Origin of the sequence: Streptomyces sp. NBC_01808, assembly GCF_035917395.1 — a bacterium.
Lineage (GTDB): Bacteria > Actinomycetota > Actinomycetes > Streptomycetales > Streptomycetaceae > Streptomyces.
Genome location: NZ_CP109072.1, coordinates 4,982,204 through 5,006,205 on the forward strand (window position 1 = coordinate 4,982,204; position 24,002 = coordinate 5,006,205).

Below are 24,002 nucleotides of genomic sequence, written 5' to 3' on the forward strand. Positions count from 1 at the left end.
CCGCCGTCTCCTCTCTCCCCGGGCGTCAGCCCTCCGCGGAGAGCATGAACCGGTTGCCGTCGGGGTCCTCCAGGGTCGCCTGGCGGCCCCACGGCTGGTCGTCCGGGCCCTCGACCTTAGCGCCCGCGGCGCGCAGAGCAGCGCAGTCGCCGTCGAGGTCGGCGCTGACGAGCGCCGTGCCGTGGACGCTGCCGGGCGTGAAGCCCTGCTCCGCGGCGGCGAGCACGAAATGGGTCTGCGCGTCCCTGGGCGCGACGGCGAGCCAGCGGACGGGGCCCATCTGCCGGTCGGCGACGACGTCGAAGCCGAGGGCGTCGGTGTAGAAGGTCTTGGCCCGGTCCTGGTCGGCGACGGGCAGGGTCACGAACTGCGCATGGGTGATGTTCATGCGGCAGATGATACGTAGGAAATTTCCTACGTATCAACCCGGGCCGGGGACGGCGGGCGGCGGCGGGCCCGGCGTCCTGGGATTCTCGTCGCCCTCGTACGCCGCGAGCGCCGCCTGCCGCAGCTCGAACAGCCCGGCCAGATCCGCGGCGCCGATCCCGTCCCGCGCGAGCAGTACGGTGGCCCGCGCCTCCACTGCGGCCCACGCCTGCCGCGACCACTTGTTCGCCAGCCGCCGCCGCTCGCTCCGCAGGAACGCCGCCCCCGCCGCGAACCCCGCCGAGACCAGCGTGCCCAGCGCCGCCGGCACCCGCGCGTCCGCGGACGCCAGCGCGGCGGCGCCGGAGACGGCGGCGAGGAGGGCGGCGGGGAAGCCGAGGGCGATGTCGGTCCTGGCCCAGAACTCGGCCCTGCGGTGGGCGAGTTTCCGCTGCCGCGTCGCGTCCTGGCGTAACCGCTCCACTTCCGTACGCAGCCGGTGTGCCGGCTCGTCCGGGGTGGCCGGTGGGGTGCCGTCGGTGGTCGTGGCCATAGTCGATTGCAGCACGGCGGCCGCCGCCGCGGAGGTGCGCCGGCACGACAGTCCTCGGCGCGTACGGTCGTCGGCTTCCGCCAACGGCGCACGCACACACTGGAGTTGGGTTCTTCCCGGCGAGCACGCGACCCGGCCCGCCCTCACCGGTACCGGCGGGTCCCCGCCAGCCACGCCAACGCCGCCACCGCGAGCGCCGCCCCCGCCGTCGCGGCCTCCGCCGTGCCGAGCGGCAGCAGCACCCCGCCGAGTAAGGTGCCGAGCCCGATGCCGGTGTAGATCGCCGAGGCGTTGAGCCCCACCACGAGCGCCGTCTCCTGCGGCGCGGCGGAGATGAGCCGGTGCTGCTGCGGCGGGGTCTGGCACCAACTGCTCGCGCCCCAGGCCATCATCGCCGCCGCCGTCAGCGGCAGGAAGCGCAGCCCGGCCGCGGCCGACAGCGCGAGGGCGCCGAGGCCCGCCGCCATCAGCGCGTACCCGACGGCGAGCACCCGCACCGCCCCCCAGCGGTCGGTGGCCAGCCCGGCGGCGAAGTTGCCGGCGACCGCCCCGGTTCCGTACAGGCACAGCATCCACACCACCCCCGAGGCGCCGACGCCGACGTCCGCCAGGACGGGCACGGTGTACGCGTAGACCGTGTACCCCGCGCCCATGCCGAGCGCGGTGAGCGGCAGCACGGCGAGCACCCCGGGCCGGCGCAGTGCGCCCAGCCGCGCCCGCAGCGGCACCGGCGCCCCGCCGGGCAGCGGCGGCATGACGGCGTAGACCCCGAGCGCGCAGACCGCGCAGAGCGCGGCGACGAGCCCCAGCGCCGTACGCCAGTCCACCGCCCGCTCGGCGAGCGTGCCCAGCGGGACGCCCAGCGCGGTGGCCATGGTCAGCCCGCCGATGACGACCGCCAGCGCCCGCGCCCGCCGCTCGGGCGGCGCGAGCGCGGCGGCGACGGCACCGGCGCCGGGCGTGAACGCCGCCGCCCCGGCCGCGGCGAGGACGCGACTGGCCATCAGCACCGGGAAGTCGGGGGCGAGCGCAGAGCAGAGGTTGGCGGCGGCGAGCACGAGCAGGGCGCCGACGAGCAGCGTCCGCCGCGGGACGCGGGCGCAGGCGGTGGCGAGTACGGGGGAGAGGACGGCGTACGCGGCGGCGAAGACGGTGACGGACTGCCCGGCGGCGGACTCGGAGACGTCGAGCGAGCCGGCCATCGCGGGGAGGAAGCCGGCGACCACGAAGGCGTCGGTACCGACGGCGAAGGTGCCGAGGGCGAGGACGAGGGTGGCGGAGAGCCCGCGCGCCGGGGCGGCTCCCGCCGGCTCCGCGGACCCGTTGACCGGGATATCTGACATCCCCATTCCTTTCGTGCGTCGCGTACGGGATGCGGCGTGAGGGGCACGGCGTGAAGGAGCGCGGCGCGCTCAGCCCGTCAGCCGGGCGTACTGCCGCCGCGTGCGCTCCGCACTCGCCTTCGGCGCGGCGGCCATCAGATCGGCGACCGTCTGCCCCGCCAGCTCGCGCCGCCAGGCCAGCTCCGCGCGGCGCATCGCGGTGGCCACCCCGCACGGCCGGGCGAACTCCCGCCCCGCGCCCTGCCCCCCGTGCCCCTGCTGCCGGATCTCGGTGCAGACGAACGGTTCGAGCGGCCCCTCCAGGGCGGTCACGACGTCCATGAGCGTGATCCGCTCGGGCTCCCGCGCGAGCGAGAACCCGCCGCGCGCGCCGGGCGTGGAGTCGAGGATCCCGGCGCGGGCGAGGGCCTGGAGGCGCTTCTTCAGATACTCCTGCGGCAGGTCGAACCAGACGGCCAGCTTGCGGATGGGCACCGGCCCCGCGTCCCGCAGCCAGGCCAGGGTCAGACAACTGTGCAGCCCCCACTCGACGCCTTCGCCCATGTTCATAAAGGGGATGCTACACATCCCGATTATCTTCTACGGGACAGGCCCCCGGCTACGGGACGTACCCCTCGACGACGCGCCTCGCCTCGTCGTACAGATACGGCCCCTCGCTCCGCACCGCCGCCCGGCCCGCGCCGGGCTGCAAGTCCCGTAGCTGCCCGGCCGACAGGGCGTACACCACCCGCCCGAGCCCCGACCGCGCCAGCGCCCCCGCGCACATCCCGCACGGCTCGCAGCTCGTGTACATCGTCGTCCCCGCCGCGGTCACCGCGTCCAGCTCCCGCGCCGCCCACCGCGCGAGCTTCAGCTCGGGGTGTGCGGTGATGTCGCCGTCCGTGGCGGCGGTGTTCCGGTCCTCCGCCAGTACGTCCCCGCCGGGCCCCACGAGCAGCGAGCCGAACGGCCCGTTCCCCTCGCCGCGCGCCTGCGCCGCCAGCTCGAACGCCCGCCGCAGAAACCGCTCCTCGCCACGCTCCACCGTCACCACTCCCTCCACATGACCGACGAAGGGGATTCAACCCGACGCCGCCGTCACACGACACCCGCCGCGCCCGCCGTGACCTGCGCATTTCATCGGCTTTCAGCTTTCCGCCGGGCGTTGAAATCGCGCTGAAAGGCCGTTGAGCGCGGCGCCCCGCAAGCTTCGGGGCATGACGACGACCACCGACACACCCGCCATCGCCGCCACCGGGCTGCGCAAGTCGTACGGCGACAAGACCGTCCTCGACGGCATCGACCTGCACGTGCCGGAGGGCACCGTCTTCTCCCTCCTCGGCCCGAACGGCGCCGGCAAGACCACCGCCGTGAAGATCCTGTCCACCCTCATCACCGCCGACGCCGGCGCCATCCGCGTCGCGGGCCACGACCCGGCCGCCGACGCCGACGCCGTACGCGCCGCGATCGGGGTCACCGGCCAGTTCTCCGCCGTCGACAACCTCATCACCGGCGAGGAGAACATGCGCCTCATGGCGGACCTGCACCACCTGCCGCGAGCCGAGGGCCGCCGGATCACCGCAGAACTGCTGGAGCGCTTCGACCTCACCGACGCCGCCGCCCGGCCCGCCGCCACCTACTCCGGCGGCATGCGCCGCCGCCTCGACATCGCCATGACCCTTGTCGGCAGCCCGCGGATCATCTTCCTCGACGAGCCGACCACCGGCCTCGACCCGCGCTCCCGCCACAACATGTGGCAGATCATCCGCGAGCTGCTGACCGACGGCGTCACCGTCTTCCTCACCACCCAGTACCTCGAAGAGGCCGACGAACTCGCCGACACCATCGCCGTGCTGCACGGCGGCAGGATCGCCGCGCAGGGCACCGCCGCCGAGCTGAAGCGGCTCGTCCCCGGCGGCCACGTGCGGCTGCGCTTCGAGGACCCGGGGGCGTACGAGCGGGCCGCGGGCGCGCTGCGCGAGACCGTACGCGACGACCAGGCGCTGACGCTGCAGATACCCAGCGACGGCACCCAGCGGGAGCTGCGCGCGATCCTCGACTGGCTGGAGGCCGCCGACGTGCACGCCGACACCCTCACCGTCCACACCCCCGACCTTGACGACGTCTTCTTCGCCCTGACCGCCACGCCCGAGAAGGAAGCCGCCCGATGAGCACCCTCGCCCTGGCCGTACGCGACTCCTCCACCATGCTGCGCCGCAACCTGCTGCACGCCCGGCGCTACCCCTCCATGACCCTCAACCTGCTGCTCACCCCGGTCATGCTGCTCCTGCTCTTCGTCTACGTCTTCGGCGACACCATGAGCGCGGGCCTCGCCGGCGGCGCCCCCGACCGCGACGTCTACATCGCCTACGTCGTGCCGGGACTGCTGCTCATGACCATCGGCAGCACCACGATCGGCACCGCCGTCTCCGTCGCCACCGACATGACCGAGGGCATCGTCGCCCGCTTCCGTACGATGGCGATCCACCGCGGCTCCGTGCTCATCGGGCACGTCCTCGGCAGCGTGCTGCAGTGCCTGGCCAGCGTCGTCTTCGTCGGCGCCATCGCCGTGGCCATCGGCTTCCGCTCCACCGACGCGACCGTGCTGGAGTGGCTCGCCGCCTTCGGGCTGCTGGCGTTCTTCTCGCTGGCGCTGACCTGGCTCGCGGTCGGCATGGGGCTCGTCAGCCCGAATGCCGAGGGCGCCAGCAACAACGCCATGCCGCTGATCGTGCTGCCGCTGCTGTCCAGCGCGTTCGTGCCGCTCGACGCCATGCCGGGGTGGTTCCGGCCGATCGCCGAGTACCAGCCGTTCACCCCGGCCATCGAGACCCTGCGAGGGCTGCTGCTCGGCACGGAGATCGGGCACGACGGGTGGCTGGCCGTCGCCTGGTGCCTGGGGCTGGTCGTGCTCGGCTACCTGTGGTCCAAGGCGTCGTTCAACCGCGACCCGAAGTGACCGAGATGAGCCCGCGGGCCACCTCGCGCAGCTCGCTCCGCCCCAGGGCGGCGTACTCCGACACCGCGTCGGCGTACGCCGCCCCGTCGGCGTCCTCCGCGGCGCGGCGGGCGCGGTCGACCGAGAGGGTGGGGTGGAACGCCTGCGGTACGTACAGCCGGTCGGCGAGCGCCAGGAGCCGTACGGCGTCCGGCTCGCCCGCGGCGAGGCGGACGAGGCCGAGGCACAGTACGGCGGTGCCGTCCACGGAGGCTTCGGCGGGGATCTCCCCTTCGGCGCGGGGGCCTTGGCCGGGGGTGCCGGAGAGGAGGGTACGTATCCTGCGCTCCAGCTCCGCGACGAGCCCGGCGACGGGCTCCAGGCGGCCGGCGTACGCGTGCGCGGCGACGGCCGTGGCGGCGAGGTGCAGGCCCCAGGAGTCGTCGAGGGGGTCGGGCGGCGCCGCGGCAGGCGTGGCCGACGGTGACGCGGGAGGCGCTGCCGCCGACCCGGGCGCCGCGACCGGCGGGTACGGCGTCTCCGCCTGCCGCCCGGACCGCAGCCTCTCCACCGCCGTACGCCACCGCTTCAGCCCCAGCTCCGTCAGCCCGCGCGACAGCGCGATCTCGCCCCACCCCGCCATCTCCGCCGCCAGCAACTCCGGCTGTTCCGCCGCCGACCGCGCCTCCTCGACCAGCCGCAGCCACTCCTCCGCCTCGTCCGGCTTCCCGCGCTGGAGGCACGCCAGCACCAGCCCGCGCCGCAGCCCCGTCGTCGGCGACTGGTCGCTCAGGTGCGCCATCGCGTCCAGCGCCGCCAGCAGATGCCCGTACGCCTCCTCGCCCAGGCCGCCCTCCAGGCACAGCTCGCTGCAGCGGGAGTGGGCGAGGAGGCTGAGAGACGGGTTGGGCACGGCGTCGACCGCGGCGAGCATCCGGCGCGCGGCGGCCAGCGCGCGCTCCGGCTCGTGCGCGTGCTCCAGCAGGTAGCTGACGACGCACTCGGCGATCCCGGCGAGCAACGGGGCGTCGCTCGCGCGGAGTTCGTCCAGCGCCTCGAAGCGGGGCGGGCGCACGTCCGGTACGGCGCACAGCACCACGGCCAGCGCCCGCAGCAGGGTGTCCGGCTCGGCGGGCGGGAGGCGGCGCAGGGTGGCGAGGTGGCGCGGGTGGAGCGGCCCGTAGCCCATGAAGGGGGCGGCGGTGCACAGGGCGCACAGGGTGCGGGTGACCTCGGTGTGGCGGGGGTCCGGGCGGTAGTGCGACAGCGGGTGGGCGGTGTCGGCGGCCAGGGCGAAGGTGCGGTGGAAGCTCGCCGAGTCGGTGATCCAGACGCCGGCGAGGACGGCGCCGGCCGCGGCGGTGGCGGCGTGGTCGCCGCGGGCGAGGGCGTAGCGCAGGGCGAGGACGAGGTTGTCCTGCTCGGCGCGGAGGCGGGCCCAGTGGCGTAGCGGCTCCGGGCCGAAGAGCGCGTCGTGGTGGGCGACCCCGAAGTCGCGCGCCCAGCCCAGGAAGCGGGCCGTGACCGCCTCGTCCTCGCCGGCCGCCGCGCGCCGGGCGGCGCTGAACTCCCGCACCGTCTCCAGCATATGGAAGCGGATACCGGCGGCGGTGTCCGCGGCCTTCAGCAGCGACTGGTCCACCGACTGCTCCAGCAGCTCCAGCGCGTCCCCGCTGGTCAGCAACTGCTCCGCGGCCTCCGCGGTGAAGCCGCCGGGGAAGACCGACAGCGCCCGCAGCGCGGCCCGGGCGTCCTCCTCCAGCAGGTTCCAGCTCCACTCCACGACGGCGTGCAGCGTGCGGTGCCGCTCGGGCGCGTCCCGCGACCCGCCGCGCAGCAGCGCGAACCGGTCGCCCAGCCGCCGCGCGATCTCCGGTACGGACAGCACCCGCACCCGCGCCGCCGCCAGCTCCACGGCCAGCGGCAGCCCGTCGAGGTGCCGGCACAGCTCCGCGACGGCGGCGGGCGGGAGTTCGGCGTCGGGGCGGGCGGCGCGGGCGCGCTGGGCGAAGAGTTCGGCGGAGGTCGCGGGGGTGAGCTGGGGGAGGTGGTAGACGGCCTCGGAGCTGAGCCCGAGGGGCGCGCGGCTGGTGACGAGCACGCGCAGGTCGGCGGCGCTGGTCAGCAGGTCCCGGACGAGATCGGCGGCGCCGTGGACGACCTGCTCGCAGTTGTCGAGCACGAGCAGCGCGGGCTGCCCGCCGAGGGCGGCGACGAGGGTGGCGTGGACGTCGGCGCCGGGGGTGCCGCTGCCCCCGCCCACGGCGGAGGCCACGTCGCCGGCCACGTCCTCGTCGGCGCGGACGCCGGCCAGCGAGACGAAGTGCACGAGCTGCTGCTCCGCGCGCCGGCTGACGGTGTACGCGAGCCGCGTCTTGCCGAGGCCGCCGGGCCCGACGATCGAGGTGAGCCGGGAGGAGTGCAGCAGGGCGTCGACCGCGGCGAGGTCGGCGTCGCGGCCGAGCAGCGGGTTGGGGTCGTGCGGCACGCCGTGCCGGACGGCGGGGGCCTCGGCCCGTAGCAGCTCCTGGTGGACCGCCTTGAGCGCGGCGCCCGGGTCGGTGCCGAGGTCGTCGCGGAGCTCGCGCCGGTACGTGTCGTAGCGGGCGAGCGCCGCCGGGGACCCGGCGGACGCGGCCTCGGCGCGGAGCAGCTCCGCGAGCACCTCCTCGTCGCGGGGCGAGTCACCGTGGAGCCGGGCCAGCGGCGCGGCGGCCTCCGCGCGCCGGCCGGTCCGCGCGAGGGCGAGGGCCCTGGCCCGTACGAGATCGGCGTACACCCCCGCCCGCTCGGCCAGCAGCTCCGCCACCGGATCCCCGGGCAGTCCCTCCGCCTCCGGCGGCGCGTCCCAGTACCCGAGCCCCTCCTCGGCGGCGGCGAGCGCCGCGGCGTGGTCCCCGGCCCGTACGGCGCGCGCCGCGTCCTCGGCACACCGCTCGACGGCCGCGGTGTCGACCTGCCCCGCAGCCAGCGCCAGCCGGTAGCCGGTCGGCGTGCTGACGACGACGTCCGCCCCGACCTGGGCGCGGGCGCGCGAGACCAGGATGCGCAGCGCGTTCGCCGGATCCGCCGGCAGCTCCTCGCCCCACAGCCCGTCGACCAGCCGCCCCACGCTGCACCCGCCCCGCAGCTCCCCGGCGAGCAGGGCGAGCAGGCCGCGTACGCGCGGCGCGGTGATCTCCCGCCCCCGGAAGGCGACGCGCGACAGAAAGGTCAGCTCGACGCGGCCGGTCACGGCCTGCGACCGGCTGCGCGGAACGCGGGGGGCGGCGGCTCGGTGGTGTCGATCACGGCGGCTCCCTCCGCGAGGAACAGGTGTGCGGGCAGCCTATAGCGAGGGCTTACGGGCCACCGCACCGAAATCGTCGACGGCGGCGGGGGCGCCGACCTCGGCGGCGTCGGGACGCCACAGCGACACGGACACCAGCCCCGGCTCCAGCATCTCCAGCCCGTCGAAGAACCGGGCGAGCTGGGCGGGACTGCGGTTGATCCGGGGGTTCTCCCCGGCCTCGTTCCACTGCCGGATCATCTCCCGCATCCCGGCGGGCCTGAGCACCTCGGTGTCGTCGCACAGCAGCCACCCCTGTCCGACACGCGAGCAGTGCGCACAAGGTATCCCCGCCGAGGCCACCCGACGAGACGCCCGGCGGTGGCGCCGGGGCCGGAGCCAGGGCCGGGGCCCGGGTCAGCGCGGCACGAGCCGGATGGTGGCGGCCTGCGCCTGCGGCGTCACGACACTGCCGAAGATGTCGGCGGGATAGCGCCCGTACTTCGCCCGGTACGCGGCATCCAGCCGCGGCGTGGTCTCGCCCCCGTCCCCCACATCCACGAAGGCGACGTCCTTGTCGACACCCCCCGCCCGGATCCGCCCCTCCAGCCGCGACCGGGTCCCCCGGAACCACGGCCCCTGCGCCCCCTTCACGGACCGCACGTAGACGTCCTCCCCGTCCCGTACGACCCACATGGTCACGGGGTCCCGCAGACTGCCGTCGCTCCGCAACGACTGCAGATTCAACTCCTCGGCACTCTCGATCCGCTCAAGCTCGTCATCCGTCCAGCCGGCCATAGAGGTTCCTCCGCTCCGTACCCCGAGCAAGCCCCATACAGCCCAAAACCTAAACAAACCACCCACCCCCCGCACCCCCGCAAGAGCCAATCGGGCACTCCTGCACAACGGCTGGCCGGAACGCGGCACTTAGCGCGGAGACGGGGAATGCGAAAGGGCCCGCCCAGCATGCAAGCTGGTCACGGGCCCTTCTTCGTGTGTGGCGGCGCCAGGATTCGAACCTGGGAAGGCTGAGCCGGCAGATTTACAGTCTGCTCCCTTTGGCCACTCGGGCACACCGCCTGGGGATGTCGCCTGGTCCGGCCGCTGGGGCCGCCTGGCAACGTCGTAAACCATACCCGATGGCCGGGGGTGGTTCGCCACTCGGTTGTGGGGCTCGTGGGTCGGGTGGGGTGGCTAGGCTGGGCTACGGCCCCGGACCGGGGTGCGGTACCAGGGAACCAGTGCACGAGGAGCGCACCGAAGATGGCCGACTCCAGTTTCGACATCGTCTCGAAGGTCGATCGGCAGGAGGTCGACAACGCTCTCAACCAGGCGGCCAAGGAGATCTCGCAGCGCTACGACTTCAAGGGCGTCGGCGCCGCCATCGCCTGGTCCGGGGAGCGGATCGAGATCCGGGCCAACGCCGAGGAGCGGGCCAAGGCCGTGCTGGACATCTTCCAGTCCAAGCTGGTCAAGCGGGGGATCTCGCTGAAGGCGCTGGAGTCGGGGGAGCCGCAGGCGTCCGGGAAGGAGTACAAGCTGTACTCCACCGTCAAGGAGGGCATCTCCCAGGACGACGCGAAGAAGCTCGCGAAGATCGTCCGCGACGAGGGGCCCAAGGGGGTCAAGGCGCAGGTGCAGGGGGACGAGCTGCGGGTGACCTCCAAGAGCCGGGACTCGCTCCAGGAGGTCATCAACCTCATCAAGGGCAAGGACCTCGACTTCGCCGTCCAGTTCGTGAACTACCGCTAGGCTAAGCGGCTGACCTGCGAAGATTCTGCTTCGCGTGGCTCTTGGGGCACATTGAGGGCACTTGGGCGAGCGTGGACTCCACCGCCGCGCGGATCGTGTCCTGGTCGTGCGGCCAGAGGTTGGTGTAGATGCCGAGTGTGATCGACGGCTTGGCGTGGCCGAGCCGCTTCTGGACGGTCTTCACGCTCTCCCGGTGCTTGATCAGCACTGAGGCGTAGAAGTGCCGGAGGTCGTGCATGGTCGCGTCCTCCGGCACCCGCTGCGGGGCGGGTTCTTCCCCCCTCGGGGCAGCCGCGCTTGCGCCAGCGGGCATGGCGCTTGGCGTGCTGCTCGTCCAGAGACTTGTTGGCGACCTTGCGCGGCTTCTGTCACATGTGCGACCAGCTAGCCCGGCCGACGACGCCGCCTAGTTCGTTGAGGAAGACGAACTGGGCCTTGCGAATCTTCGGGCGGTGGGTGTCCGTTCGGTCCTCGATCTCGATCCACTTGGCGGGGTAACGCTCCAAGTGCTCGGCGAGAGCCTCCATCGCCGCTTGGCCGCTGGGACCTCCCGGTAGCTCTCGTGCGTCTTCGGCTCGCCGAGGTAGGGGGCACCCCTGTCTGGGGTGATGACCTGCTGCTGCACGAGCACGACGCCTTTGCGGAAGTCCACGTGCTCGACCTCTAGGCCGAAGAGTTCGCCCTGGCGTAGATGTGCAGGCGCAGAGACCGCTCCGCGCGCTCGGCAGTGGAACATCGCCGGAAGGGAGTCCCGACCGGCCGAAGGCGCACAGACCCGCACCGCTCCCCGCAGCCGCACCGGCCAGCAGCCCGTGCGGGCCCTCAGCAGCCGTCCCATGCCGGCGCCGCGTCTCTATCCGGATCGCTCCCGGGGGCAGCGCTGACCGCGCTGCCGTCTCCGTCCAACTGCCGCCATGTGTGCCCGAGAAGGGGTGAGGTGAATGTCAGTGTCCGCTGCGAAGCTCTGAATACGGCTTGGACGGGAGGAGACGCCCGGTGCTGGACGATGATCTGCTGGTCGTGGGGTTCGACTTGGAGACGCAGTGCGAGGTCCACATCGGCGAGAGGCCCCTGGACGACTGGCGCTCCCTCGGCTACGGCCGGCGGGAAACGGTGGCGACGCGAGCCCGGGCGCGGGTACACCGGGGGCTTTCCTGACTGGCCGGCGGGATCCCAACCACCGCGCAGAGGATGCCGCGCAACAAGGGGCGGCAGGACGTCGAACGCGGCGGCGCTCCGCGCCGGGAGCGGCCCTCCGCGAAATGGGCGGAGACCGCCGGGGCGATCCTGCGATCGCCCCGGCGCCGACACGACAACGTGTCTCTCCCCGGCGGGGTCACCTACGCGCGAGGAGTCACTCCTGGGCGAGTAGCTCCCGCAGCGGCGGGTTCGCCCGGCGTGGGCCGGCGACCCACAGCGCCAGCAGCATGCACAACGCCACCAGCGGCAGGCTGGCCACGGTGAGCAGCAGGGGCACCGTCACCGGCGGCAACAGCCCGCTCTGCCCCGCCTGCGCGTCGAGCATCGCCGGGATGGCGAGGAGGCCGACCGGCAGCGCCACGACCCACGAACTCACCGCGATCAGCAGCGTCTCGGCGGTGAGCTGGCGGCTGACGCTCTTGCGCGTCGCGCCCACGAGCCGGGTCAGTGCGAGGCCACGCTGCCGCTCGACCAGCCCGGATGCCAGCGTGGCGCCGCCGACCATGACCGCGAGGAGGAACATCACCCAGGCGAACGCCTCGAAGGCACTTACCAGGCGCGCGGTGATGCCGCCGAAGGCGTCCCGCACATCCTCCTGGGTGCGCACCTTGGCCCGCGGGTAGCGCTCGGCGACCGTGTCCTCCAGGGCTGCCGCGACCTCGGAGACGTTCGCGCCCTCGCGTACGCCGACGAAGTACTCGTACACCCCGTCCGTGGCGGCGAGTTCCCGGTAGAGCGCGGTGCTCGCGATCAGCATGCCGCCGTCGGAGGCGGAGTCCTCGACGATCGTCCTCACCCGCAAGGCTCGTTGGCCACTGGGCAGCGGCATGTCGAATGTGTCGCCGACCTCCATGTCCTGGGTGCGGGCGAAGTTTGAGGAGATGGCGATCTCGTCGGGTCCGAGAGCGGTGAGGAAGTCCTCCTCGCCCTCGGCCACCTCCAGGTCCGTGGACAGCTTGTGGTCGGAGGGCCAGTTCCAGACCTGCGTCTTCTTGCCGTCCAGGGTGACGTAGGCGTACGTGAACGGGGTCACGCCGTCGACGCCGTCCACGGCGCCCAGCTCTTGGCCGAGGGACAGCGGGAACTTCTCGTTCTGGAGGTTCTCCCCGACCCCGGCGGCCTGGACCACCAGCTCGCTCTGGGTCCAGCGGTCCACCGACGCGCCCACGTCGTCCTTGATGCTGCTGGACACCCCTGCCATGGCGATGGAGGTCACCACGGCGATGGTGAACGTGATGCTGAGCACCGCGTTCCGCCGCCAGCTCAGTTGGAGCTGCCGGCCGGCACCGAGACGCATCGGCCCCGGCTCGCCCCGCCGCAGCAACGCGCCCACGACCACGGGCAGCACTACGCAGAGCAGTGCCGCTCCGCCGAGCAGGAACAGCAGGCTGGCGGACCTGACCATCTCGCCGCCGAACGCGACCAGCAGCACCCCGATGGCGATCGTGACCAGGCCGGCCACGAGCGGCCGGCGTGTGCCGCCCGGCATCAGCGCGATCCGGTCGCGACCGGTGACTGCCTCGATCGCGGTGATCGCCGTGAAACGGCGTACACCCGACAGCCAGGCGACGGCGAACATCACCACGGCGGCGGCGAACGCCCCCGCCACCGGCACCTGCCAGGGCACGCCCGGGGTCACGGCCTGCCCCGTGAGGTTGGTGATCTGCTCGGTGAACGAGCTGAGCAGTGTGCCCACCCAGACGCCGAGGGCCGCACCGACGACGTACGTGCCGAGCAGCAGCGGCACCATGACGGCGGCCGAGCCCAGCATGAGGTGACGGGTGCGGACGCCGAACAGCCGCATCCGGGCGAGCGTGGAGCGGGCGTCGTCGAGGGCGAGCCGCCAGGTGAGGAACAGCACCACGGCGGCGGTCAGCACGGCGATCACCGCGAACAGCGCAAGGATGGTGACCGATGTCTGGAAGGTCTTGCTGTAGCCGGAAAGCAGGTCCTCGGGGTGCTTGACGTCGGCGGCGCCGTCGACCGCCGCCTCGGCCTCGGCGGCGACCGTGTCCCGGTCGCCGTTCCCGGGGTCGAGGAGCAGCACGTCGGCGGTGTCACCGCGGTCGAACGCGGCTGCGACGGTGGGCAGGGGGGCGATGACGACCGAGCCGCGGTTGGCGACGTCCCCGCTGAGCAGGCCCGCCACCCGCCACGTCTGGACGCCCTGCGGCGAGCTGATGCGGACCGTGTCGCCCTCGCGGACGCCGTGGTCGCCGGCCCACGTCTCGGAGAGGAAGACCTCGTCGGCGCCGAGCGGGGTGCCCCCGACCTCCTCGGCGAGCTGGTCGTCGACGAAGCCGGCGAGGGACTCGTCGACACCGAAGAGGACGACCGGCTCGTTGTCGGAGCCGGCGGACGTCTGCGCGGTGGTGCTGAGGACCACGGAGCGGGAGCCCTCCGCGCCCGTCTGCTGCTCCGCCCGGTCCATCAGGCTGCTGTCCATGCCGCCCGGGGCGCGGGCCTCGACGGCGACGACATCGGGCCGGATCCCGCTGATGGACGCGCCCTTGATGGCATCGAGCACGGAGACGGAGACCAGCAGCATCGCGGTGGTCAGCAGCACGCCGCCGATGCCGGCGGCTATCGCCGAGGCCATCCGGGCCGGCCGTTGCCGCCAACTCCTCCCGAGGGCACGCGCGACGAGGCGCGCGGAATCGAGGCCGGCCATCACGCCTTCCGCTTCGTGTTGACGATCGCACCGTTGGCCATGGTGACGACGACATCGGCGCCGGTCGCGAGGTCCATGTCGTGAGTGATGATCAACCCGGCGGCGCCGAGCGTGCTCACGAGCTTGTGCAGCAACTCCTGGACTCGACTGCCGTTCTCCTCGTCGAGCGCGCCCGTCGGCTCGTCGGCGAACACGACAGCGGGCTCCACGACGCAGGCACGGGCGACCGCGGCGCGCTGCGCCTCGCCACCCGAGACCTGACTCGGCCACTGCGCGGCGCGGTGGTCGAGGCCGACCTCGCCCAGCATGTCGCGGGCGCTCCTGAGAGCCTGCGAGAGCTTCACACCGCTCATGACGAGGGGGGCGGCCACGTTCTCCGCAAGGGTGAGTGAGGGGATGAGGTTGTCCTTCTGGAGCACGAACCCGATCTTGCGTGCTCGTAAAGTGGCCATCTCGGCCTCGCCCAGCGAGGAGATGTCCCTGCCGAGCAGGGTGACCGTGCCCGAGGTGGGTCGGTCGAGGCCGGAAAGTACGTTCGCCAACGTGGACTTACCGCTACCACTCTTGCCGACGATGGCAACGAACTCGCTCGCCAGGACCTCTATGGTGCAGTCCTTGAGCGCCGCCACGGTGGTGTCACCGCTGAGGAATTCCTTGCGCAGCAGCTCGCCGCGCAAAACTATGTCGTTCGCTGTCACTCGACGGACCGTCCCTGTGGATTCTCGTGTATTGCTACGGTGTGTTGTCGTTGAAATCCTACTGTGAGCGATCCGTGGCGACTCACCGTGTTCACCTCTCCATGTCGGCGAGGCGTCCTCGCAGCACCTCGCGCCGCACCTTGCCGGTGGCCGTTCTGGGAATCTCCTCCCAGGCGACGCTGAGGGGCGCGGCCAGCGCGGGCATGTCCCCGGTCGCGGCGGACCACTCCTCGGGTCCGACGGGCTCGGCACCGGGCCGGCCGGCGATGACGGGCAGCAGTCCGTCCTCCGTCTCCAGCACCACCACCTCGGCGAGGTCCGGGATCCGGGAGAGCAGCACGTCCTCCAGGGCGATCCCGCTGGGCGCGCCCTCCAGGCGCTCCACCTGACGGTCCAGCAGCCGCAGCGTGCCGCCGCGCCCCAGGGAACCCCAGTCACCGGTGTCCCACCAGTGCTCCTCGAACAGGTTCTGCGTGAACTTCTCGGGGAAGTTGAGGTATCCGGCGAACCGGCCCTTCGCGCGCACCTGGATCCTGCCGGCCTGACCGCGCGGCACCGCGGCCCCGTTCTCGTCGACGACGCGGATGGCGGCGTACCCGGGGATGGCGTGGCCTACGCGGTGGCCGGCCAGCTCAGTCTCCACGCCGCCGCGCCGTCGGCGGCGGGTGCGCACGTGGAAGGCTATGGGGCCGACCTCGGACTGGGCGTACACCTCCATGAACACCGCCAACCGGCGGCGGGAGCCCGCGAGCAGGCGGTCGACCGTGCGCGGGTGCGTGGCGTCGAACGTCGCGAGGAAGACCCGCACCGAGGACATCACGCCCGCGTCGGCCAGGTCCTCCCAGGTGACGAACGTGTTCGGGTGGGTCTCCAGGTACTCGGGCCGCCAGCGCTCGAGTTGCTCACGCACGCTGTCGCGCTGCTCCGAGCCCAGTATCAGCAGGGACACCCCCGCCGTGATCCCGGTGAGGAGGGCGGAGAGGGTGCGGATGTGGACGGGCGAGGTCGCGAACGCCGCGTAGCCGCGCAGCCGCAGCAGGCGCAGCATGCGCGTCTGGATGACCGACTGCTGGTAGAAGCTGGCACGCGTGTGGACGGCGAGCTTCGGCACACCCGTGGTGCCCGAGGTGTGCGTCACCAGGTACGGGCTGTCGGGTGAGCGCTCCACGCCATGCTGCGGGAGGGCGTCCGTGTCCGTGGCCGTGGCCGTGTCAGCCTCGCCGTCCCCGTCCTGCTCCCAGACGTCCTCCCAGACCAGCCGGGCGGCATCCACGGCCAGGGCCTCGGGGAACTCCTCCGCGCGTGCCCGGGCGACCAGCAGGTGCATGGAGTGCGGCACGGTCTTCAACGCCGTGTGGGCGGCATCGGCCTCCAGCCCCGGACTGAGGAGCACGGGCACGGCGCCGACGGCGGTCAGGCCGCAGACCGCGACCAGGACGTCGAGCGGCTTCTCCAGGCGCACGACGCACCAGTCCTCCGCCGCGATGCCCGCGGCCTGCACCCCGCGGGCGAAGCGCCGTGTCGCCTCGGCGAGTTCGCCGACGTCGACCTCGCCGTCCCGGACGGCCACCGCCGCCGAGGTGTGGTCCGCTGCCCAGGTGCGCTTCGCCTTGCCGGACAGAGCGACGAGCTGACCGTAGAGCAGATCGGCTGACTGCGGTAAACGCATGACTTACTACTTTCTTCCGTTAGGCCCTGAGGAGAGTCTGGGAAGCCCAATGCAGAGGGGAGCGGGAGGTGGGATTCGGTGAGATCGAGGAATTCATGCTGTCGACCGGCTCAACTGAAAGGAGTTCGCATGTCGGAACGCGTGAAGAACACCTCTTGCTTATCAGCATCCGGCAAGCCCGGATTCATGATCAATTGACTCTTGACAGCGCAACATGGTTGCAGACCGCACTCCCGTATGCAAGGGGGATTGTGGTCAGGTTCCGTCGGTTCGTTCCGCCTTTCACTGTGCGTCATGCCGTCAAAAACCAGAACACGTCGGACAGATGGCTCCGGATGTCCTCAATCGCGACTGACGGGCCTGCTGTTTGGCGGCGCTGGGGTGTCACGCCTAGGGCACATCTCCTATGGCAAAAAACTGCCGCGGCCGAGATATGGCCTGTTCAGCCTCGAATCGGGTGTGTCCGCCGTCTGGCCCGGGCGCGGGTTCCGCGGGTAGCGTCCGCCCCCCGGCGCTCACGCTGGCGCCCTCGGCCACGAGGTCCCTCGCCCACGTCCGCTCTAGAGATTGGGACAGTCGCATGCCCGACGTCGCGATACGCGGCACCGGCTCCCCTGCCTTCCCGGCCAAGTCGTCACCAACGACGAGGTGGGCGCCGCCGAGGGCGTCGGCGATGCCTGGATCGCCCGCAGGACCGCCATCCGTGGGCCTCGCCGGGCCGCTCCCGAGGAGGCGACCCCGGACCTGGCCACCGCGGCGGCCCGTCGCGCCCTTGACTCGGCCGACATCGCCTCCGGTGACCTCTCGGCCGTCGTCGTCGCCACCTCGACGTCAACGCCGTCCGCTCCGGCAAGGTGTTCGCCCTCGCCACCGCCGAGGCGTTCCTCGCCCGGACCGGGGGCCCCGCCCTGGTCGTCGGCGCCGACACTTACTCGCGCATACCGAACGCCCGCGACCGTCGCACCGTGGTGCTCTTCGGAGCCGGCGCCAGAGCCCTTGTCGGTCCGCCGCGCCGGGACGGCACCGGACTGCGCAACCTCGCGTCACAGACCTCCGGGAAGCTCGCCGACCTCATCTCCGTCCCGGCGGGCTGCAGCCGCCTCCCCGTGACCCGTCGGCTGTACCACTTCACCATGGGCGGCTGAGTGCGCCGCTTCGTCCAGGGGGACCGGCCGCAACTCGTCGAGCAGTTCCTCCACGGGTCCGATGTCGTGCCCGTCGGCGTCAGCCGCGTGGTTCCCCACCAGGCCGACGGCGTCAGACTCAACGAGGTGATGGCGGAATTCGGCCTGCCCGACGCCCCCCTGCACCTCACCCTCACTGAGTACGGCAACACCGTAACCGTCTCGATACCCGTCATCCTCGACACCGCCGCCAGAGCGGCACACTGCACCCGGGCGAACTCGTCCTCGTCGCCGGTTTCGGCCGCGGCGTGCCGGTGGGGCTCGCCCTCGTCGAATAGTGGCAAAAGGGCGCGGCTCTCACACGTTCTCACGCCTCCACCGTCCATCTGCTATGGCAGGTGAACAGAGCCCCGGTATGTGCTCGCACGACCGGCCGCAGAGGAAATCGGAGATAGTCGGCTCTCAGCAGCCGGACCATAAGGATTTCGAGGTTGCAATGCGCACATTACTAGTGGACAACTACGACTCATTCACCTACAACCTGTTTCACTATCTGGCCGAGGTGAACGGCCGGGAGCCTGTGGTGCTCCGTAACGACGACGCGGGTTGGGACCCCGGCATGCTGGCGGAGTTCGACAGCGTCCTCATCTCCCCTGGCCCGGGGAGGCCGGAGCGCCCGGAGGACTTCGGCATATGCCAGGAGATCATCGACAATGGCTCGCTGCCGATCCTGGGCGTGTGCCTCGGCCACCAGGGCATCGCCCACGCGTTCGGCGCCCGGGTGACGCGGGCGCCCGAACCCCGACACGGTCGGGTCTCACCGGTGTTCCACGAGGGCAATCGGCTGTTCGCCGGGCTTCCCGAGCCGTTCGACGTGGTGCGCTACCACTCCCTCGCAGTGACCGACCTGCCCTGGGAGCTGCGGCCCACGGCGTGGACCGACGACGGCGTGCTGATGGGGATCGAGCACCGGGACCGCCCGCTGTGGGGGGTGCAGTTCCACCCCGAGTCGATCTCGACCGCCCACGGCCACCGACTGCTGCGCAACTTCCGGGAGCTGGCTGAGGAGTTCGGCGGCGCGGGTAGGGGCACGGCCGTCGTGGCTGCGCCGACGCCGGCGGCCGCCGGGACGTCCAGGGTGCCCTCCCGGCCCGTGGCTCCCCGCCCTCGGAGTCCGCGGCGTCTGCGCGTGTTGACGACCGCTCTGCCCACCCGCTGGTCCGATGAGGTCGCCTTCGACCGTCTCTTCGGGGCGCACGAGCACGCGTTCTGGCTGGACAGCAGTGCGGCGGCCAGCGAGCACGGCCGCTTCTCGATCATGGGTGACGCCTCGGGTCCGCTGGCCCGGGTCGCCCGGGCGGACACCTGGGACGGGAGCGTCACGGTGGAGCAGTCCACCGGCGTCGAGACCGTGCGGGGTGAGTTATTCACCTGGCTGGAGGAGGACCTGCACTCCCTCAGCGTGGAACTCCCCGAGCTGCCCTGCGACTTCGTGCTCGGCTGGGTCGGCTATCTCGGCTACGAGCTGAAGGCGGAGTGCGGCGGTGCCGCCAGCTATCGGTCGGACGAGCCGGACGCCGCGATGATCTTCGCGGACCGGGCCCTGGTGTTCGACCACGCGACGTCCACCACCCACCTCCTCGCGCTCGCCGAGGACGGCGATGAGGGCCCGGGCCGGGCGTGGCTCGCCGACACCGCGGAGCGGCTGGGGGAGATAGCCGGGCAGGAGCCGCACTACGTTCCGCCACCTGCGAAGGACGCGACGCTGCGGCTGCGTCACGACCGGGACCGGTACCTGGAGCTCATCGCGCACTGCCAGGAGCAGATCGCGGCGGGCGAGACGTACGAGGTCTGCCTCACCAACCTGCTTCAGGCCGACGTCGCGGTGCCGCCGTGGCAGAGCTACCAGTTCCTGCGGCGCCTGACGCCGGCGCCGTTCGCCTCGCTGCTGCGCTTCGGGGAGATATCGGTGTTGAGCACGTCCCCCGAGCGTTTCCTGCGCATCTCGGCGGACGGCACGGCCGAATCCAAGCCGATCAAGGGCACCCGGCCGCGCGGCGACTCGGAGAGCGAGGACAGGCTGCTGCGCAAGGACCTGGCGGCCAGCGAGAAGGACCGCTCCGAGAACCTGATGATCGTCGACCTGGTGCGCAACGACCTCGGCCGCACCGCCGAGGTCGGGTCTGTCCGCGTGCCCAGGATCTACGACGTGGAGACCCACCCGACCACGCACCAGTTGGTCAGCACGGTCACCTCCCGGCTCAGCCCGTCGATTTCGGCGGTGGCGTGCGTGCGTGCGGCCTTCCCGGGTGGGTCCATGACCGGGGCACCGAAGATCCGCACGATGAAGATCATCGACTCGCTGGAGGCCGGTCCGCGTGGTGTGTACTCCGGAGCCATCGGCTACTTCTCACTGTCTGGCGCATGCGACCTGAGCATCGTCATCCGCACCCTGGTCGTCACCCCGTCCCGGGTGAAGTACGGGGTGGGCGGTGCGATCGTCGCGCTGTCCGAGCCGGACGAGGAGTTCGAGGAGATCGCGGTGAAGGCGACGCCGCTGCTGCGGCTGCTGCGGGCGGAGTTCCCCGGGCGGCTGCCGGTGGACCTCATCAGGACGGGGCGCTGAGCACCGGGACCGGGACACCGGGAAGAGGGCACCGGGGGACACGAACGTGGGGCAGGGACGCCGGGCTGGTGCAGCCGCCCGGCCGGATCCCGCCCCCGGGACCAGGAACCCTCCCAGGACAGGAAAGGAAGGACGCCCGCTGATGCCACAGCGAACGCGCCCACCGGCCGCGAACGTCAGCGAGAGAGGATCAGGGAGTAGGCCGTGAAACAGCTCAAGACACAGGTGGCCATCGTCGGCGCGGGTCCCGCCGGACTGCTGCTGTCGCACCTGCTGCACCGTCAGGGCGTGGAGTCCGTCGTTCTGGAGCGCCGGACCAGGGAGTACGTAGAGAGGCGGGTACGCGCCGGGCTGCTGGAGCACACCACGGTCGACCTGCTGAGGCAGTGCGGGCTGGCCGACCGGCTCGACCGGGAGGGGATGCGGCACGGCGGGTTCGAACTGCGCGTCGCCGGCCACCGGCACCGGCTCGACACCGCCGCACTGACCGGCCACAGCACCTACGTCTACGGCCAGCAGGAGCTGGTCAAGGACATGATCAGGGTCCGGGAGGAGGCGGACGGTCAGGTCCGCTTCAGCGTCGGGGACGTCGCCCTGGACCTCGCCGAGGACGAGGGCCCGTCCACGGTGCGGTGCTCGATGGCCGGCCGTCCGACCGAGATCACCTGCGACTTCGTCGCCGGTTGTGACGGGTTCCACGGGATCTCGCGCCAGTCCCTTCCGCCAGCGCTGCTGACGGCGCACGAGCGCCGCTACCCAAGCGCCTGGCTGGGCATCCTCGCCGCCGCGCCACCCACCTCCAGAGAACTGGTCTACGCCGTGCACGAGCGGGGCTTCGCGTTAGCCAGCATGCGCACGCCCGAGATCAGCCGGCTCTACCTCCAGGTGGGGCCCGGGGAGTCCCTGGACGACTGGCCCGACGAGCGGATCTGGAAGGAGCTGCGCGCCCGCCTGGCCGTCGACGGCGAGACGTCCCTCACCGAGGGACGGGTGCTGGAGCGGTCCCTGGTGGAGCTGCGCAGTTACGTCGCCGACCCGATGCAGCACGGGCCGCTGTTCCTCGCCGGGGACGCCGCGCACATCGTGCCGCCCACGGCCGCCAAGGGGCTGAACCTCGCGGTCGAGGACGTCCACGTGCTGAACGAGGCGTTCCGCTCCTGGTACGCCACCGGCGACCGCGCCGCGCTGGACGGCTACTCCGCCACGCGCCTGCCGGCCGTCTGGGAGGCCGAGGAGTTCTCCGACTGGATGGCGGACCTGCTGCACCGGCCGCCGGACGACGACCCGTACGCGACGCGGCTGCAACAGGCGCGGCTGGACGCGGTCGTCAACTCCCACACCGCGGCACGGCAGCTCGCGGAGCGGTACGTGGGCCTGTCACGACAGACCTCGGGTCGCGAGGGAGGGGCGTGGTCGTGGAACCAGGCATAGCCCCGCAGCGCACCACCGACGCATCGCCACGCTCTACGGGGGAGCTGCTGCGCGGCCTCTTCCGGCTGTCGAAGCTCTTCGTCTACCAGCACTACTACGGGTGGGGCATGGCGTGGCTGCTGCTGACGCCCGAGGCCCGCGAACGTCCGGGAACCACGCTGGCGATGCTGCTGTTCCTGGTCGGCACCATGGGTGTCGTCGCCTGCACGTGCTCGCTCGACGACGTGGTGGGCTTCCGCAACGGCAGCGACGCCAGGAACTACAACAGCGGCGAGACGAAACGCAACTTCTCCATGAAGCCGCTTCTGAGCGGGCGGGTGACGGAGCGGGAGGCCGTGGGCTTCGTCAGCGCGGCGGCCACGGTCGCGATCCTGGCGGGGCTGGGCGCGTTCTGGGCGCTCGACTGGCAGGCGCCTCTGGAGTCGTACGTCCTGTACGGGGTCATGCTCTGCTGCATCCAGTACTCCGGCGGGATGCGGCTGAGCTACTACCCGGGCGGGGGAGAGGCGGCCCTGTTCCTGGGCACGATGTCCGGGCTCCTCGCGCCGTACACCGCCGCGCAGCACGAGTGGTCGGCCGACGCCGTGCTGGTGGCGGCCCTGCTCGGGCTGTGGCTGGTCATGGTGAGCAGCTACTCCAACGTCAACGACGTGGAGGGGGACCGGTCCGTCAACCGCCGGACTCTGGCGGCCACCGCCCCGAAGCAGGTCTACAAGTCGGCGATGGTCGCCTTCTTCGTCCTGTCGGCGGGGAGCAGTTGCCTCCTCGCCGCGACGGAGCGCTGGCCGTGGTGGACCCTGCTGACGCTGCTGCCGGCTCTCGGGCTCCACGGGAGGCAACTGCGCGAAGGCCCGCTGCGGGAGGAGTGGCTGACCGCCCGCAGGCTGGGGCTGTACGCCTTCGACCTCGGCTTCGTCGGACTGCTCGTCCCCGTGCTGCTCGTCGTCCTCTAGCGGCCGCTCGTCGTCCCCGGGGGAAGGTCCTCCTCCGGGGCGGCGTCACAGGGGCTCAGGGCTGACGGACTCGTACTCCTTGCGCAGCGTGTGCAGGACGGGGTGTTCCGGGTCGTACGTGACCCCGTCGATCGAGGCGATGGGGCGGACGCCGACCGCGGCGTTGGTGGCGAAGGCCGCCTCCATCCCGCCGAGGCGTGCGGTGTCGATCAGCTCCGCGCGCTGCGCGCCGGTGTGGTGCTGCCGGAGCAGGGCCATGGTGACGCCGGGGAGGACGTCGGCGGTCGGCCACACGAGGCTGGCGCCGTCGAAGAAGCCGACGTTCCACGTCGGGCCCTCCGACACGGCGGACCGGCCGTCGAGGAACAGGGCGTCGTCGAATCCGGCGCCCTGGGACAGCCGCCGCTCGTGCAGCGCGCCGAACAGGCCGGTGTGTTTGACCGTCGGCACCTCCCGGCAGTGTTGCCTGGTGCCCACGCGCAGGGGCGGCGGCTCCACGGCCGCCGGCCGGCAGGTCACCAGGAACTGCGGGTGTGCCTCGGCTCCCGGTCGCTCTAGCCGCACCCCGGGGTCGAGCACGGTCACCCGCACGGTGACCGGGTCCGGGGCGTCGACGAGGGCGTCCAGGACGGCGGCCCGTACCCGGTCCGTCTCCAGCTCCGTGCCGAAGACGGCGCGGCAATCACGCCGCAGGCGCTCCAGGTGGAGGGAGAGCCCGCGCACCCGTCGGCTCTCCACGCGCATGGTGGTGAAGTGACCGTAGTTGGTCATAGCCAGCGTCGTGAGCTGGCGGGCCTCGGTTTCCGAGGCCCTACTCGTTTCCATGGAAGTGACCAATCTGCTGGCCGGGGTCGCCTTCCGGACGGTCGGCGTGGGCGTCGACCGTCCGGAAGGCGACCCCGGGCGTGCGAACTGACCTGACCAGCGCTTGCGCCTGGCCAGCGCTGCTGCCTGACTAGCTCTGTCGTCGCTCGGCTATCGCCACGAAGTCCTTGGGATACGGCTTGGGCACCGCGACATCCTTCCAGGCCGCCTCTCAGCAAGCCAGGTCAATGCGTGCCCCCCTGCACAGGGTGTGAATCGCGGAGCGCCGCAGGCCACTCGGGGGCCCACTCAGGGCACATGGATCCCGAAAGCGCCGCTGATCAGCGGAAACCAGTGAAGGCTGTTTTCGCTGATCAGCGGCGCTTTCCAGCGGAGACCGCAAGTCGTGCACGGTAGGCGGGCAGTTCGTCAACTACCGTTAGACGTCGCCGAGTCGTCTGGTACCTCATCCGGTCGCACCGGTCCGGCCGAGTTGCTCGGCGGGGGCGGCCGCGATTCGCGACCGCCCCCGCCTATGCACCGGGTCGGCAACTCGGCAGCGTCACCTACCGCCGAACCCGGGCACCGTGACTCCCCGCCGGTGCTCGGGCAAGCCGGACCCGGGGC

23 protein-coding genes and 1 tRNA gene are annotated in these 24,002 nt (G+C 72.1%); 9 read left to right on the forward strand and 15 right to left on the reverse strand.

From position 1 onward, the window contains the following. Positions 1–25: 25 nt before the first annotated feature. The 5 genes from OG946_RS22120 to OG946_RS22140 all read right to left on the reverse strand — a co-directional run bounded on the left by OG946_RS22120 (position 26) and on the right by OG946_RS22140 (position 3,286). Complete coding sequence (locus OG946_RS22120) at positions 26–388, reverse strand: VOC family protein (protein WP_326797779.1); 363 nt, start codon at positions 386–388, stop codon at positions 26–28. Between the two features lie 33 nt (positions 389–421). Then, the gene (locus tag OG946_RS22125; RefSeq protein WP_326797780.1) at positions 422–919 is read right to left on the reverse strand and encodes a hypothetical protein; all 498 of its coding nucleotides are present in this window, start codon (positions 917–919) and stop codon (positions 422–424) included. Between the two features lie 143 nt (positions 920–1,062). Next, positions 1,063–2,262, reverse strand: coding sequence for an MFS transporter (locus tag OG946_RS22130; RefSeq protein ID WP_326797781.1), 1,200 nt, complete (start codon positions 2,260–2,262; stop codon positions 1,063–1,065). 69 nt (positions 2,263–2,331) lie between these two features. Next, on the reverse strand, positions 2,332–2,811 hold the full coding sequence (locus tag OG946_RS22135) for an RrF2 family transcriptional regulator (protein ID WP_326797782.1): 480 nt from the start codon (positions 2,809–2,811) through the stop codon (positions 2,332–2,334). A 49-nt stretch (positions 2,812–2,860) separates the two neighbouring features. Continuing rightward, positions 2,861–3,286 carry a nucleoside deaminase gene (locus OG946_RS22140; RefSeq protein WP_326800335.1) on the reverse strand — a complete coding sequence of 142 codons (426 nt, stop codon included), beginning with the start codon at positions 3,284–3,286 and terminating at the stop codon, positions 2,861–2,863. Between the two features lie 172 nt (positions 3,287–3,458). Between OG946_RS22140 and OG946_RS22145 the strand changes: the two genes are divergently transcribed. Both OG946_RS22145 and OG946_RS22150 read left to right on the forward strand, forming a co-directional pair. Then, positions 3,459–4,412, forward strand: a complete 954-nt coding sequence (locus tag OG946_RS22145; RefSeq protein ID WP_326797783.1) for an ATP-binding cassette domain-containing protein — start codon at positions 3,459–3,461, stop codon at positions 4,410–4,412. Beyond that, positions 4,409–5,200: an ABC transporter permease gene (locus OG946_RS22150; RefSeq protein ID WP_326797784.1), complete on the forward strand. Its 792-nt coding sequence runs from the start codon at positions 4,409–4,411 to the stop codon at positions 5,198–5,200. Before OG946_RS22145 ends, OG946_RS22150 begins: the two co-directional genes overlap by 4 nt. Here the strand turns inward: OG946_RS22150 and OG946_RS22155 are convergent. The 4 genes from OG946_RS22155 to OG946_RS22170 form a co-directional block, all read right to left on the reverse strand. Beyond that, complete coding sequence (locus OG946_RS22155) at positions 5,181–8,414, reverse strand: ATP-binding protein (RefSeq protein ID WP_326797785.1); 3,234 nt, start codon at positions 8,412–8,414, stop codon at positions 5,181–5,183. The two genes, OG946_RS22150 and OG946_RS22155, sit on opposite strands and share 20 nt — an antisense overlap. A gap of 93 nt (positions 8,415–8,507) precedes the next feature. Further along, a complete protein-coding gene (locus OG946_RS22160) occupies positions 8,508–8,810 on the reverse strand; it encodes an SAM-dependent methyltransferase (RefSeq protein ID WP_442814444.1) in 303 nt (100 codons plus the stop codon). A gap of 54 nt (positions 8,811–8,864) precedes the next feature. Beyond that, positions 8,865–9,245: a DUF2255 family protein gene (locus tag OG946_RS22165; RefSeq protein WP_326797786.1), complete on the reverse strand. Its 381-nt coding sequence runs from the start codon at positions 9,243–9,245 to the stop codon at positions 8,865–8,867. A gap of 200 nt (positions 9,246–9,445) precedes the next feature. Continuing rightward, positions 9,446–9,527 (reverse strand) — tRNA-Tyr (locus OG946_RS22170). Between the two features lie 183 nt (positions 9,528–9,710). Here OG946_RS22170 and OG946_RS22175 point away from each other — a divergent pair. Further along, the gene (locus OG946_RS22175; protein ID WP_047017528.1) at positions 9,711–10,199 is read left to right on the forward strand and encodes a YajQ family cyclic di-GMP-binding protein; all 489 of its coding nucleotides are present in this window, start codon (positions 9,711–9,713) and stop codon (positions 10,197–10,199) included. A gap of 1 nt (position 10,200) precedes the next feature. On the opposite strand, the gene OG946_RS22180 is transcribed toward OG946_RS22175, so the two are convergent. Together OG946_RS22180 and OG946_RS22185 are read right to left on the reverse strand one after the other, a co-directional pair. After that, positions 10,201–10,437: a tyrosine-type recombinase/integrase gene (locus tag OG946_RS22180; RefSeq protein WP_326797787.1), complete on the reverse strand. Its 237-nt coding sequence runs from the start codon at positions 10,435–10,437 to the stop codon at positions 10,201–10,203. Between the two features lie 130 nt (positions 10,438–10,567). Next, on the reverse strand, positions 10,568–10,705 hold the full coding sequence (locus OG946_RS22185) for a hypothetical protein (RefSeq protein WP_326797788.1): 138 nt from the start codon (positions 10,703–10,705) through the stop codon (positions 10,568–10,570). 490 nt (positions 10,706–11,195) lie between these two features. Here OG946_RS22185 and OG946_RS22190 point away from each other — a divergent pair, with 490 nt between their 5' ends. Further along, a complete protein-coding gene (locus OG946_RS22190) occupies positions 11,196–11,357 on the forward strand; it encodes a hypothetical protein (protein ID WP_326797789.1) in 162 nt (53 codons plus the stop codon). Positions 11,358–11,553: 196 nt separating this feature from the next. Here the strand turns inward: OG946_RS22190 and OG946_RS22195 are convergent, their stop codons facing one another. The 3 genes from OG946_RS22195 to OG946_RS22205 form a co-directional block, all read right to left on the reverse strand. Continuing rightward, a complete protein-coding gene (locus OG946_RS22195; protein ID WP_326797790.1) occupies positions 11,554–14,070 on the reverse strand; it encodes an ABC transporter permease in 2,517 nt (838 codons plus the stop codon). Beyond that, positions 14,070–14,768: an ABC transporter ATP-binding protein gene (locus OG946_RS22200; protein ID WP_326797791.1), complete on the reverse strand. Its 699-nt coding sequence runs from the start codon at positions 14,766–14,768 to the stop codon at positions 14,070–14,072. The genes OG946_RS22195 and OG946_RS22200 overlap by 1 nt, the downstream gene beginning before the upstream one ends. Before the next feature lie 91 nt (positions 14,769–14,859). Next, the gene (locus tag OG946_RS22205) at positions 14,860–16,437 is read right to left on the reverse strand and encodes a class I adenylate-forming enzyme family protein (protein ID WP_326797792.1); all 1,578 of its coding nucleotides are present in this window, start codon (positions 16,435–16,437) and stop codon (positions 14,860–14,862) included. An 854-nt stretch (positions 16,438–17,291) separates the two neighbouring features. Between OG946_RS22205 and OG946_RS22210 the strand changes: the two genes are divergently transcribed. From OG946_RS22210 to OG946_RS22230, 5 genes are all read left to right on the forward strand, one after another. Next, complete coding sequence (locus OG946_RS22210) at positions 17,292–17,582, forward strand: hypothetical protein (RefSeq protein WP_326797793.1); 291 nt, start codon at positions 17,292–17,294, stop codon at positions 17,580–17,582. Positions 17,583–17,711: 129 nt separating this feature from the next. Then, a complete protein-coding gene (locus OG946_RS22215; RefSeq protein WP_326800336.1) occupies positions 17,712–17,963 on the forward strand; it encodes a hypothetical protein in 252 nt (83 codons plus the stop codon). A gap of 94 nt (positions 17,964–18,057) precedes the next feature. Then, positions 18,058–20,187: an aminodeoxychorismate synthase component I gene (pabB, locus tag OG946_RS22220; RefSeq protein ID WP_326797794.1), complete on the forward strand. Its 2,130-nt coding sequence runs from the start codon at positions 18,058–18,060 to the stop codon at positions 20,185–20,187. 204 nt (positions 20,188–20,391) lie between these two features. Then, on the forward strand, positions 20,392–21,618 hold the full coding sequence (locus OG946_RS22225; RefSeq protein WP_326797795.1) for a 4-hydroxybenzoate 3-monooxygenase: 1,227 nt from the start codon (positions 20,392–20,394) through the stop codon (positions 21,616–21,618). Beyond that, positions 21,603–22,571 (forward strand): UbiA family prenyltransferase, encoded by a 969-nt coding sequence (locus OG946_RS22230; protein WP_326797796.1) that lies wholly within the window; start codon positions 21,603–21,605, stop codon positions 22,569–22,571. Before OG946_RS22225 ends, OG946_RS22230 begins: the two co-directional genes overlap by 16 nt. Positions 22,572–22,616: 45 nt before the next feature. On the opposite strand, the gene OG946_RS22235 is transcribed toward OG946_RS22230, so the two are convergent. Then, positions 22,617–23,396, reverse strand: coding sequence for an aminotransferase class IV (locus OG946_RS22235; RefSeq protein ID WP_326797797.1), 780 nt, complete (start codon positions 23,394–23,396; stop codon positions 22,617–22,619). Positions 23,397–24,002: the final 606 nt, after the last annotated feature.

What these genes read in the sequence shown, in the direction of transcription:
- OG946_RS22120 (WP_326797779.1), bottom strand. Translation starts at nt 388, where the DNA reads ATGAACATCACCCATGCGCAGTTCGTGACCCTGCCCGTCGCCGACCAG.
- OG946_RS22125 (WP_326797780.1), bottom strand. Translation starts at nt 919, where the DNA reads ATGGCCACGACCACCGACGGCACCCCACCGGCCACCCCGGACGAGCCG.
- OG946_RS22130 (WP_326797781.1), bottom strand. Translation starts at nt 2,262, where the DNA reads ATGTCAGATATCCCGGTCAACGGGTCCGCGGAGCCGGCGGGAGCCGCC.
- OG946_RS22135 (WP_326797782.1), bottom strand. Translation starts at nt 2,811, where the DNA reads ATGAACATGGGCGAAGGCGTCGAGTGGGGGCTGCACAGTTGTCTGACC.
- OG946_RS22145 (WP_326797783.1), top strand. Translation starts at nt 3,459, where the DNA reads ATGACGACGACCACCGACACACCCGCCATCGCCGCCACCGGGCTGCGC.
- OG946_RS22150 (WP_326797784.1), top strand. Translation starts at nt 4,409, where the DNA reads ATGAGCACCCTCGCCCTGGCCGTACGCGACTCCTCCACCATGCTGCGC.
- OG946_RS22165 (WP_326797786.1), bottom strand. Translation starts at nt 9,245, where the DNA reads ATGGCCGGCTGGACGGATGACGAGCTTGAGCGGATCGAGAGTGCCGAG.
- OG946_RS22175 (WP_047017528.1), top strand. Translation starts at nt 9,711, where the DNA reads ATGGCCGACTCCAGTTTCGACATCGTCTCGAAGGTCGATCGGCAGGAG.
- OG946_RS22180 (WP_326797787.1), bottom strand. Translation starts at nt 10,437, where the DNA reads ATGCACGACCTCCGGCACTTCTACGCCTCAGTGCTGATCAAGCACCGG.
- OG946_RS22195 (WP_326797790.1), bottom strand. Translation starts at nt 14,070, where the DNA reads ATGGCCGGCCTCGATTCCGCGCGCCTCGTCGCGCGTGCCCTCGGGAGG.
- OG946_RS22205 (WP_326797792.1), bottom strand. Translation starts at nt 16,437, where the DNA reads ATGCGTTTACCGCAGTCAGCCGATCTGCTCTACGGTCAGCTCGTCGCT.
- OG946_RS22215 (WP_326800336.1), top strand. Translation starts at nt 17,712, where the DNA reads ATGGCGGAATTCGGCCTGCCCGACGCCCCCCTGCACCTCACCCTCACT.
- pabB (WP_326797794.1), top strand. Translation starts at nt 18,058, where the DNA reads ATGCGCACATTACTAGTGGACAACTACGACTCATTCACCTACAACCTG.
- OG946_RS22235 (WP_326797797.1), bottom strand. Translation starts at nt 23,396, where the DNA reads ATGGAAACGAGTAGGGCCTCGGAAACCGAGGCCCGCCAGCTCACGACG.